Origin of the sequence: Streptomyces anandii JCM 4720 (genome assembly GCF_014650655.1) — a bacterium.
GTDB classification, from domain to species: domain Bacteria; phylum Actinomycetota; class Actinomycetes; order Streptomycetales; family Streptomycetaceae; genus Streptomyces; species Streptomyces anandii.
This window is the reverse complement of the sequence record NZ_BMVJ01000032.1, coordinates 39,737-50,436: the sequence shown is the minus strand read 5'-3', so window position 1 is coordinate 50,436 and position 10,700 is coordinate 39,737. Positions and strand designations below refer to the sequence as shown.

Sequence of the window (10,700 nt, the reverse complement as noted above, 5' to 3'; positions counted from 1 at the left end):
TGCAGCCGGTGGACGGCTCCGGCGTGCCCGCGGCCGAGGAGATCCCGACCCCGGACACCCCCACCATCGAGACCCTGGCCGCCTCCCTGGGCGTGCCCGCCTCTGCCACCCTGAAGAACCTCCTCGTGAAGGTGGACGGCGAGATCGTCGCCGTGGGCGTGCCCGGCGACCGCGAGGTCGACATGGACAAGGTGGAGGCCCACTTCGCGCCGGCGCTCGTCGAGATGGTCACCGAGGCCGACTTCGCCGGCCGCCCCGACCTGGTGCGCGGCTACGTCGGCCCGCAGGGCCTGGACAAGCTGACGTACATCGCCGACCCGCGGGTGGCGCCGGGCACGGCGTGGATCACCGGTGCCAACAAGGAGCACACGCACGCGAAGAACGTCGTCGCCGGACGCGACTTCGAGGTCGACGCGTACGTCGACGTGGTGGTCGTGCAGGACGGCGACCCCTGCCCCAAGTGCGGCACCGGCCTCAAGCTGGACCGCGCCATCGAGATCGGCCACATCTTCCAGCTGGGCCGCAAGTACACCGACGCCCTCAAGCTCGACGTGCTCGGCCAGAACGGCAAGCCGGTCCGCGTCACCATGGGCTCCTACGGCATCGGCGTCTCCCGCGCGGTCGCGGCCCTCGCCGAGCAGCACGCCGACGACAAGGGCCTGGTGTGGTCCAAGGAGGTCGCCCCGGCCGACGTCCACGTGGTCGCCGCCGGCAAGGCCCTGCAGACCGAGCTGGCGCTCGAGCTCTCGCAGAAGCTGGCCGACGCCGGCGTCCGCGTCCTGGTCGACGACCGGGCCGGCGTCTCCCCGGGCGTGAAGTTCACCGACGCGGAGCTCATCGGTGTCCCCGAGATCCTCATCGTCGGCCGCCGCGCGGCCGAGGGCGTCGTCGAGCTGAAGAACCGCCGCACGGGCGAGCGCGAGGAGATCACCACGGACGAGGCGCTGTCCCGCCTGACGGCGTAAGCGTTCGGCGGGCCCGGTGGGGGGGTCAGAGCCAGGTCGCGAATTCCAGGAGGAGTTCGGCGTCCCGGGGACGGCCCACCCGCAGGGCCCGCAGGCCCGATTCGGCGGCACGGAAGAGGGTCCAGCCGCGCAGGCGTTCCTGGTCGACCTCCAGGGACTCCGCGAGGCGTTTGACACGGCGGCGGGTGATGGCGGGCCCGGACGGGGAGGCGATCAGGTCCTCCACGCGGTCGCGGACCAGCCGCGCCAGATCGAAGGCCGGATCGCCCACCACCGGGTCGGGGCCCACGGCCAGCCACGGCGCGCGGTCCCCGGCCAGCACCTTGCTCTGCCGGAACGTACCGTGCAGCAGCCGCGGCTCGGGCGGCGCGGCCAGCAACTCCTCCCGGGCCGTGAGCGCCGCCCGCACCAGCGGCGCCGCCTCCGCGCCGGCGTCCGCGCCCGCCCGCATCGCCTCCGCCTGCCGCCCCGTGCGCTCGGCGACCGTCTCGAAGGGGTGGGAGCCCGGCGGCTCGACCCACAGCCGGCGCAGCGTCCCCGCCGCCTCCAGCAGCGCCCGCGCCTCCGGCAGCGACCGCACCGACACGTCCGGGTGCAGCCGCTCCAGCAGCAGCACCCCCTCGGCGGTGTCCTGCTCCAGCAGTTGTACGGCGCCCCGCCCGCCCCAGTGCGCCAGCGCGGCCCGCTCGCTCTCCGGGCGCGCCCTCGGCGGGGCGAGCTTCAGCACCGCGGGGGTGCCGTCCGCCGTCCGCACCAGCACGACCAGGCTGCTGCGCCCGCCGGGCACCTGCACCCGCTCGACGGTCAGCGCGCACGACTCGACCGCCTCCCGCGCCAGTCCGGGCAGCTTCTCCAGCCAGTCGTCGCCGTCCGGTGCCGTCTCACCGAGTGCCCGCAGCAAGCGCCGCGGCGGTTCGAAAGCCATGCGCGAGTCCGTTCCTTCCTGGTCCTCCCGGACGCGGTTGCGATGTCGCCGTGCGCGGTGTGCCCGACCTCCCTGGTGCTCCGGGTGCCGCCCTTCTCACGCCGTGGGCGTCGGGGAGGGCGAGCCCGTCGCCGCCGCCTCCGCCCGCTCGGCGAGACCAGGGAAGGCTACGCTCTCGCCGCGCCAGCGCACCGCCCGGACCGCCGCCTCCCGCAGCGCCCCAGCGGCCTCGCCGCGCCGCTCGCCCTCGGTCGCCCGCACCAGGTCCGAGTAGACCCCGGCCACCCGGTCCTCCAGCAGGGCCGCGAACCGTACCGCCGCCGCCGAGTCCGGCACCGCGAACGGCAGCGCGTAGGCGGCCGCCGCGGCCACCGGGCGCTCGCCGAGGTCCCGCACCTCGCGCGCGAGGGCGTCCCGGCGCGCGCGATGGGCGTCGTAGGCCGCCCGGGCCTCCGTGCGCCGCCCCTCACGGACGCGGCCGCCGACGACCCCGTAGCCGTACACCGCCGCGTGCTCCGCGGCGAGCGCCGCCTGCAGCGCCTTCAGCCGCTGTTCCGTCGTCCCGCTCATCGACCGCCCTCCGTCAGCAGATACGCGTGCGCCGCCCCGGCCGCCGCCACCGAGGCCAGCAGCCGCGCCAGCTCGCCCGGAACCTGCCCCAGCACCGCCGCCCACCGATCGGCCAACGCCCGCTCGGCGGCCGCGAGTTCGGCCAGAGCATCCTTCGCCTTACCGGGCACGGCACTCGGGGAGGACCCCCCGCCGGCACCCGCTCCGGCGGCCGAGCCCGTACCCGCTCCCGCGGGGGTGCCTGCGGCCGTGTCCGCACCCGTGCCCGCGGCAGCCCCCGAGGGCGTACCGGCGGCCGCGCCCGCGCCCGTCGGTGAGGCCTCGGGGCCCGCCGGGGCCCTTGAGGCCTCCGTTCCCGGGGAGGTCGCGGCGGGCGTCGCCGACGTCCCGCCGAACGCCTCCGCGTGGGCCGCGACCTCCGCCCGGAGCGGGCGGAGCCGCTCCGCCAGGCCGGGGTGCGCGGCGACCACCGCGTCGTAGCGCCGCGCCAGCCCCTGGCTGTCGCGGGCCGCCGCCGCGCGCACCCGGTCGGCGAGCGACGGGCTGCCGCCCGTGCCGCCGGAGTCCTCGGATCCGGCGGAGCAGCCGACGAGCAGGGCGGCCCCCGCCGCCGAGGCGAGCAGGCTCCTTCTGCGCGGCCCCACGAGGGCCCGCGGGAACGGGGGGTTCGGCACGGCAGACGTCCTCGGGTGCGTACGAACGATGCGGGAGGGGCGACTCGCCCGTGATCACCGTACCCGCGCACCCCACGGGCACCACTCAGCGGCACCACCCCTGGCCAGGTGGACGGCAACACCCCCCGGGACCGGATACCCTTTGACCAGACACGCGACCCATCCCACAACAGCACACGCGGCCGAGGAGTCACCCGGATGAGCACCACCCAGAGCGAGAGGCTGCGGGAAATCCTGGAACCGCTCGTCGCCTCCCAGGGACTGGACCTCGAAGAGATCGCCGTGGACTCGGTCGGCCGCAAGCGGGTGCTGCGCGTCGTCGTCGACTCCGACACCGGAGCGGACCTGGACCGGATCGCCGATGTGAGCCGCGCGCTCTCGGCGAAGCTCGACGAGACCGACGCGATGGGCGAGGGCGAGTACACCCTCGAGGTCGGCACCCCCGGCGCGGAGCGCCTCCTCACCCAGCACCGGCACTACGTGCGCGCCACGGGCCGGCTGGTGAAGTTCCAGCTGGCCGAGGGCGGCGAGCTGGTGGCCAGGATCACCGGCGTCGACGACGAGGGCCTGGACCTGGAAGTGCCCGGGGTCAAGGGCCGCAGGGCGACCACCCGCAGGATCGGCTTCCCGGACGTGGTCAGGGCGCGCGTGCAGGTCGAGTTCAGCCGCAAGGACAAGAAGGAAGAGGAGGCGTAGCCGTGGACATCGACATGAGCGCCCTGCGGGGCCTGGTCCGGGAGAAGGAGATCTCCTTCGACCTGCTGGTCGAGGCGATCGAGTCGGCCCTCCTCATCGCCTACCACCGCACCGAGGGAAGCCGCCGCCACGCGCGCGTGGAGCTCAACCGGGAGACCGGGCATGTGACCGTGTGGGCGAAGGAGGACCCCGAGGACCTCGAGGAGGGCCAGGAGCCCCGCGAGTTCGACGACACCCCCTCCGGCTTCGGCCGCATCGCCGCCACCACCGCCAAGCAGGTCATCCTGCAGCGGCTGCGCGACGCCGAGGACGACGCGACGCTCGGCGAGTACGCCGGCCGTGAGGGCGACATCGTCACCGGCGTCGTCCAGCAGGGCCGCGACCCGAAGAACGTGCTCGTCGACATCGGCAAGCTCGAGGCCATCCTGCCGGTGCAGGAGCAGGTGCCCGGCGAGACCTACCCGCACGGCATGCGCCTGCGGTCGTACGTCGTACGGGTCGCCAAGGGCGTCCGAGGCCCCTCGGTGACCCTCTCCCGCACGCACCCCAACCTGGTGAAGAAGCTCTTCGCCCTGGAGGTCCCGGAGATCGCGGACGGGTCCGTGGAGATCGCCGCGATCGCCCGCGAGGCCGGCCACCGGACCAAGATCGCCGTACGTTCCACCCGTTCGGGCCTGAACGCCAAGGGCGCCTGCATCGGCCCCATGGGCGGCCGGGTGCGCAATGTGATGGGCGAGCTGAACGGTGAGAAGATCGACATCGTCGACTGGTCGGACGACCCGGCCGAGATGGTCGCCAACGCACTCTCGCCGGCCCGCGTCTCCAAGGTCGAGGTGGTGGACATGGCCACCCGTTCGGCCCGTGTGACCGTGCCCGACTACCAGCTGTCCCTCGCCATCGGCAAGGAGGGCCAGAACGCCCGCCTCGCCGCCCGGCTCACCGGCTGGCGCATCGACATCCGCCCGGACACCGAGCAGGCCGCCGCCGACGCGGGGGAATAGATCCAGGCCGCGCATCGCTGAGATCACGACAGCTTTGCGCTGCAACTGTTCGAATCCTGCCCCAAAGGGGTGAGGTGCGTGCGGGGAGGTAGACTTAAGGGTGTCTGGCCGGACGCAGGCCCGCGTATGCCCTGAACGCACCTGTGTGGGGTGCCGGGAGCGAGCGGCCAAGACTGATCTGCTGCGGATCGTGGCGATCAAGGACGCCTGCGTCCCTGATCCTCGCGGTACGCTGCCCGGCCGGGGTGCGTACGTACACCCCGCCCTGGTCTGTCTCGACCAGGCGGTGCGCCGTCGGGCGTTCACGCGGGCGCTGCGCGCCCCGGGAGCGCTCGACACAAAGGCGTTGCGCCAGTACGTCGAGCGGACAACAGTTGCCGAGCAGGCAACACGGTAAGAAGACGTGTCGCGCGGAAACCCCGTGCGGCCTGGTACCTCGCGAGTCGAAAGCAGGTCGAGATTGCGATGAGCACTCGATGAGTACGCGATGAGTACGCCCATGAACTAGCGACGGTCCGGCCGCAACCCGGACCTCAAAGGAGCGAAGTGGCTAAGGTCCGGGTCTACGAACTCGCCAAGGAGTTCGGTGTGGAGAGCAAGGTCGTCATGGCCAAGCTCCAGGAACTCGGTGAATTCGTCCGATCGGCGTCCTCGACGATCGAGGCGCCCGTAGTACGCAAACTGACTGACGCCTTCCAGCAGGGCAACGGCAGCGGCAGGTCCGCGAAGCCCGGTGCCCCGAAGAAGGCCGCCCCCAGGCCCGCCGCGCCGTCGCCGGCGCAGGGCCAGGCCTCCCGCGCCCCCAAGGCGCCGGGAGAGCGTCCGGCTGCCCCGAAGCCGCCGGCCGCGCCCAAGCCCGCCGCGGCCCAGCCCGCGGCTCCCGCCGCGTCCGCGCCGGCCCCCGGCCCGCGTCCGGTGCCGGGTCCCAAGCCCGCGCCGCGTCCGGCTCCGGCCGCGCCCACCACCCCGGAGTTCACCGCTCCGCCGTCCGCCCCGGCTCCGTCCCCGGCGGCCGGTCAGGGTCCGCGCCCCGGCGCGCGTCCCGGTGCCCCCAAGCCCGGTGGCGGCCGTCCCGGTGGCGGTCAGGGCCAGGCCCGTCCGGGCCAGGGCGCTCCGCGTGCCGGTGGCCAGGCTCCGCGTCCGGGCGCCCGTCCGGCCGGTCCGCGTCCGGGCAACAACCCCTTCACCTCCGGTGGCTCCACGGGCATGGCGCGCCCGCAGGCGCCCCGTCCGCAGGGCGCCCGGCCCGGCGGCCCCGGTGCCCCCGGCGCCGGTCCGCGTCCGCAGGGCCCCGGCGGTCAGGGCGGCGGTCCGCGTCCCCAGGCGCCGGGCGGTGCCCGTCCGACGCCGGGCTCGATGCCCCGTCCGCAGGGCGGTCCGCGTCCCGGCCCGGCCGGTCCGCGCCCGAACCCCGGCATGATGCCGCAGCGTCCCGCTGCCGGCCCGCGTCCCGGCCCCGGCGGCCGTGGTCCGGGCGGTGCGGGTCGTCCCGGCGGTGCCGGTCGTCCCGGCGGCGGCGGCGGCTTCGCCGGCCGTCCCGGCGGCGGCGGTGGCGGTCGTCCGGGTGGCGGCGGCGGTTTCGCCGGCCGTCCCGGTGGCGGCGGTCCCGGCGGTGGCTTCGGCGGCGGCGGTGGCCGTCCCGGCTTCGGCGGCCGTCCCGGCGGTCCCGGTGGCCGCGGTGGCACGCAGGGCGCCTTCGGCCGTCCGGGTGGTCCCGCGCGCCGCGGCCGCAAGTCGAAGCGGCAGCGCCGTCAGGAGTACGAGGCCATGCAGGCCCCGAGCGTCGGCGGCGTGATGCTGCCGCGCGGCAACGGCGAGAGCATCCGTCTCTCCCGCGGCGCGTCGCTCACGGACTTCGCGGAGAAGATCAACGCCAACCCGGCCTCCCTCGTCGCGGTCATGATGAACCTGGGCGAGATGGTCACGGCCACGCAGTCCGTCTCCGACGAGACGCTGCAGCTCCTCGCCGGCGAGATGAACTACACGGTTCAGATCGTCAGCCCCGAGGAGGAGGACCGCGAGCTGCTCGAGTCCTTCGACATCGAGTTCGGCGAGGACGAGGGCGACGAGGAGGACCTGGTGGTCCGCCCGCCGGTCGTCACCGTCATGGGTCACGTCGACCACGGCAAGACCCGACTGCTCGACGCCATCCGCAAGACCAACGTCATCGCGGGCGAGGCCGGCGGCATCACCCAGCACATCGGTGCCTACCAGGTCGCGACCGAGGTCAACGGCGACGACCGCGCGATCACCTTCATCGACACCCCGGGTCACGAGGCGTTCACCGCCATGCGTGCCCGTGGTGCGAAGTCGACCGACATCGCGATCCTCGTCGTCGCGGCCAACGACGGCGTCATGCCGCAGACGGTCGAGGCGCTGAACCACGCCAAGGCGGCCGAGGTGCCGATCGTGGTCGCGGTCAACAAGATCGACGTCGAGGGCGCCGACCCGACCAAGGTGCGCGGTCAGCTGACCGAGTACGGCCTGGTGGCCGAGGAGTACGGCGGCGACACGATGTTCGTCGACATCTCCGCCAAGCAGGGTCTGCACATCGACAGCCTCCTCGAGGCGGTCATCCTCACCGCGGACGCGGCCCTCGACCTGCGTGCGAACCCCAACCAGGACGCACAGGGCATCGCGATCGAGTCCCGCCTGGACCGCGGCCGTGGCGCCGTGTCCACGGTCCTCGTCCAGCGAGGCACGCTCCGCGTGGGCGACACCATGGTCGTCGGCGACGCCTACGGCCGAGTCCGCGCCATGCTCGACGACAACGGCAACAACGTCGCCGAGGCCGGCCCGTCGACGCCGGTCCAGGTCTTGGGCCTGACCAACGTCCCGGGTGCGGGTGACAACTTCCTCGTGGTCGAGGAGGACCGTACGGCCCGCCAGATCGCGGAGAAGCGCGCCGCCCGCGAGCGCAACGCCGCGTTCGCCAAGCGCACGCGCCGTGTGTCGCTGGAGGACCTGGACAAGGTGCTGAAGGCCGGCGAGGTCCAGCAGCTCAACCTGATCATCAAGGGCGACGCGTCCGGATCGGTCGAGGCGCTGGAATCCTCCCTGCTCCAGCTGGACGTCGGCGAAGAGGTCGACATCCGCGTCCTGCACCGCGGCGTCGGTGCGGTCACGGAGTCCGACATCGACCTGGCCATGGGCTCCGACGCCATCGTCATCGGCTTCAACGTCCGGGCTGCCGGACGTGCCCAGCAGATGGCGGAGCGCGAGGGCGTGGACGTCCGCTACTACTCGGTCATCTACCAGGCGATCGAGGAGATCGAGGCGGCCCTCAAGGGCATGCTCAAGCCGGAGTTCGAGGAGGTCGAGCTCGGTACGGCGGAGATCCGCGAGGTCTTCAAGTCGTCCAAGCTGGGCAACATCGCGGGTGTTCTCATCCGCTCCGGCGAGGTCCGCAGGAACGCCAAGGCGCGCCTGCTGCGCGACGGCAAGGTCGTCGCGGAGAACCTCACGATCGAGGGCCTGCGTCGCTTCAAGGACGACGTCACCGAGATCCGCGAAGGGTTCGAGGGCGGTATCAACCTCGGCAACTTCAACGACATCAAGGTCGACGACGTCATCGCGACGTACGAACTCCGCGAGAAGCCGCGGGCATAACAACCCCGAGGCGCCACCGGCCGGCGGAACCCATTCCGCCGGCCGGCGGCCGCCGCGGCTGATGCACCCACGGTTCCCCTTGCGGGGGCGTAGGGGGCAGTTCCCGCACCGGGGCGCAGGCGGCAAGCCCGTGCCCGGATGCGGGGGGCGACCCCCCGCGGGGGTGCAGGGGGTGGAGCCCCCGCCGGGGTCTGGGGCGAAGCCCCAGGCTCGGTGCCTCCGCACCCACCGAGCCGGGTGGGCGGGTCGGCAGAGCGGGCGCAGCCCCGCAAGGCCCCGCCCAGGAAACCCCGTCGAGCCCCTGGCAGGATCGCGGTACCGTTCTTGATGTCCCTGCCCACACCGACGGCAGGACCATCGACCCCGCACCGGCGGGCAACCCGGCACACACATGTACGTGGGGACTCTGTCCTTCGACCTCCTCCTCGGCGACGTCCACTCGCTGAAGGAGAAGCGTTCCGTCGTCCGCCCGATAGTCGCCGAGCTCCAGCGCAAGTACGCGGTGAGCGCGGCGGAGGTGGACCACATGAACCTCCACCGGCGAGCCCGAATCGGCCTCGCCGCGGTCTCCGGCGACGCGACGCACCTGACCGACGTGCTGGACCGCTGCGAGCGACTGGTCGCCGCCCGCCCGGAGGTGGAGCTGCTGTCCGTAAGACGCCGTTTCCACGGCGAGGACGACTAGACAGGCAGGCCGGCCAAGCCAGCCATGCAAGCCCAGCCGGACAGCCGGCAAGACAGAACCAAACCCCAGAAGAACAGAACGGGAGACGGACCAGTGGCCGACAACGCGCGGGCGAAAAGGCTGGCGGACCTCATCCGAGAGGTGGTGGCCCAGAAGCTGCAGCGCGGGATCAAGGACCCGCGGCTCGGCTCGCACGTCACCATCACGGACACCAGGGTCACGGGCGACCTGCGGGAGGCGACCGTCTTCTACACGGTCTACGGGGACGAAGAGGAGCGGAAGGCGGCAGCCGCCGGCCTGGAGAGCGCCAAGGGCATCCTGCGCTCCGAGGTCGGGCGCGCGGCCGGCGTGAAGTTCACCCCCACCCTCAGCTTCGTGGCGGACGCCCTCCCCGACACGGCCCGGACCATCGAGGACCTCCTCGACAAGGCACGCCAGTCCGACGCCAAGGTGCGGGAGGCGTCCGCGGGCGCCTCGTACGCCGGAGGGGCGGACCCGTACCGCAAGCCGGATGCCGAGGACGAGGCCGACGAGACGGACGACACCGCCGAATGACCAGCAAGCCCACCCCGCCCGACGGCCTCGTCATCGTCGACAAGCCGTCGGGCTTCACTTCGCACGACGTCGTGGCCAAGATGCGCGGCATCGCGAGGACCCGCCGCGTCGGCCACGCCGGCACCCTCGACCCCATGGCGACCGGCGTCCTCGTGCTCGGAGTGGAGAAGGCCACCAAGCTCCTCGGCCACCTCGCGCTGACCGAGAAGGAGTACCTCGGCACCGTCCGGCTGGGCCAGACCACGCTCACCGACGACGCCGAGGGCGAGCTCACCTCCTCCACCGACGCCTCCAAGGTCACCCGGGACGCCGTCGACGCCGCGATCGCCAAGCTGACCGGCGACATCATGCAGGTGCCGTCCAGGGTCAGCGCCATCAAGATCGACGGCGTACGGTCCTACAAGCGGGCCCGCGAGGGCGAGGAGTTCGAGATCCCCGCGCGGCCGGTGACCGTGTCGTCCTTCGCGGTGCACGACATCCGCGAGGCCGTCGCCGATGACGGCACCCCCGTGCTCGACCTGGTCGTCTCGGTGGTGTGCTCCTCGGGTACCTACATCCGCGCCCTGGCCCGCGACATCGGCGCCGACCTCGGCGTCGGCGGTCACCTCACGGCGCTGCGCCGCACCCGGGTCGGCCCCTACAAGCTGGACGAAGCCAGGACGCTGGACCAGCTCCAGCAGGAGCTGACGGTGATGCCCATCGCGGAGGCCGCCTCCGCCGCGTTCCCCCGGTGGGACGTGGACGCCCGGCGCGCCCGGCTGCTCACCAACGGCGTACGGCTGGAGATGCCCGAGGAGTACGCGGGCGCGGGCCCCGTGGCGGTCTTCGACGCCGAGGGGCGCTTCCTCGCCCTGGTCGAGGAGCACCGGGGCAAGGCCAAGAGCCTGGCCGTCTTCGGCTGAGCGCCGAGACTGCCCGTGGAGCGGCGGACACGGACACGGGGTCCTCCACAGCCGCCGCTCCACGGTCCCCCCTCGGTTCCCCCACCCCTAGGGTGTATCCACCGGCCGCCGCCTATTC

11 protein-coding genes are annotated in these 10,700 nt (G+C 73.4%); 8 read left to right on the top strand and 3 right to left on the bottom strand.

Annotated elements, in window-relative coordinates; genetic code table 11:
• Positions 1-965: YbaK/EbsC family protein (locus IE249_RS39270; protein ID WP_268249733.1), on the top strand; the 965-nt coding region annotated here is incomplete at its 5' end.
• 25 nt (positions 966-990) lie between these two features.
• Here IE249_RS39270 and IE249_RS33105 read toward each other — a convergent pair.
• From IE249_RS33105 to IE249_RS33095, 3 genes are all read right to left on the bottom strand, one after another.
• Positions 991-1,890 carry an aminoglycoside phosphotransferase family protein gene (locus IE249_RS33105; RefSeq protein ID WP_189710836.1) on the bottom strand — a complete coding sequence of 300 codons (900 nt, stop codon included), beginning with the start codon at positions 1,888-1,890 and terminating at the stop codon, positions 991-993.
• A 96-nt stretch (positions 1,891-1,986) separates the two neighbouring features.
• Positions 1,987-2,460 (bottom strand): ferritin-like domain-containing protein, encoded by a 474-nt coding sequence (locus tag IE249_RS33100; protein ID WP_189710834.1) that lies wholly within the window; start codon positions 2,458-2,460, stop codon positions 1,987-1,989.
• Positions 2,457-3,134: a hypothetical protein gene (locus tag IE249_RS33095; protein ID WP_189710832.1), complete on the bottom strand. Its 678-nt coding sequence runs from the start codon at positions 3,132-3,134 to the stop codon at positions 2,457-2,459. The genes IE249_RS33100 and IE249_RS33095 overlap by 4 nt, the downstream gene beginning before the upstream one ends.
• Before the next feature lie 198 nt (positions 3,135-3,332).
• Between IE249_RS33095 and rimP the strand changes: the two genes are divergently transcribed.
• The 7 genes from rimP to truB all read left to right on the top strand — a co-directional run bounded on the left by rimP (position 3,333) and on the right by truB (position 10,582).
• The gene (gene rimP / locus IE249_RS33090) at positions 3,333-3,830 is read left to right on the top strand and encodes a ribosome maturation factor RimP (protein ID WP_189710831.1); all 498 of its coding nucleotides are present in this window, start codon (positions 3,333-3,335) and stop codon (positions 3,828-3,830) included.
• 2 nt (positions 3,831-3,832) lie between these two features.
• Complete coding sequence (nusA, locus tag IE249_RS33085) at positions 3,833-4,831, top strand: transcription termination factor NusA (protein ID WP_189710829.1); 999 nt, start codon at positions 3,833-3,835, stop codon at positions 4,829-4,831.
• Between the two features lie 100 nt (positions 4,832-4,931).
• Positions 4,932-5,228, top strand: coding sequence for a YlxR family protein (locus IE249_RS33080; RefSeq protein ID WP_189710827.1), 297 nt, complete (start codon positions 4,932-4,934; stop codon positions 5,226-5,228).
• Positions 5,229-5,377: 149 nt separating this feature from the next.
• The gene (infB, locus tag IE249_RS33075) at positions 5,378-8,440 is read left to right on the top strand and encodes a translation initiation factor IF-2 (RefSeq protein WP_189710825.1); all 3,063 of its coding nucleotides are present in this window, start codon (positions 5,378-5,380) and stop codon (positions 8,438-8,440) included.
• Between the two features lie 391 nt (positions 8,441-8,831).
• A complete protein-coding gene (locus tag IE249_RS33070; protein ID WP_189710823.1) occupies positions 8,832-9,125 on the top strand; it encodes a DUF503 domain-containing protein in 294 nt (97 codons plus the stop codon).
• A gap of 93 nt (positions 9,126-9,218) precedes the next feature.
• Positions 9,219-9,680, top strand: coding sequence for a 30S ribosome-binding factor RbfA (gene rbfA / locus IE249_RS33065; RefSeq protein ID WP_189710821.1), 462 nt, complete (start codon positions 9,219-9,221; stop codon positions 9,678-9,680).
• Positions 9,677-10,582 carry a tRNA pseudouridine(55) synthase TruB gene (gene truB / locus IE249_RS33060; protein WP_189710819.1) on the top strand — a complete coding sequence of 302 codons (906 nt, stop codon included), beginning with the start codon at positions 9,677-9,679 and terminating at the stop codon, positions 10,580-10,582. Before rbfA ends, truB begins: the two co-directional genes overlap by 4 nt.
• Positions 10,583-10,700 lie beyond the last annotated feature (118 nt).

What these genes read in the sequence shown, in the direction of transcription:
- IE249_RS33105 (WP_189710836.1), bottom strand. Translation starts at nt 1,890, where the DNA reads ATGGCTTTCGAACCGCCGCGGCGCTTGCTGCGGGCACTCGGTGAGACG.
- IE249_RS33100 (WP_189710834.1), bottom strand. Translation starts at nt 2,460, where the DNA reads ATGAGCGGGACGACGGAACAGCGGCTGAAGGCGCTGCAGGCGGCGCTC.
- rimP (WP_189710831.1), top strand. Translation starts at nt 3,333, where the DNA reads ATGAGCACCACCCAGAGCGAGAGGCTGCGGGAAATCCTGGAACCGCTC.
- IE249_RS33070 (WP_189710823.1), top strand. Translation starts at nt 8,832, where the DNA reads ATGTACGTGGGGACTCTGTCCTTCGACCTCCTCCTCGGCGACGTCCAC.
- truB (WP_189710819.1), top strand. Translation starts at nt 9,677, where the DNA reads ATGACCAGCAAGCCCACCCCGCCCGACGGCCTCGTCATCGTCGACAAG.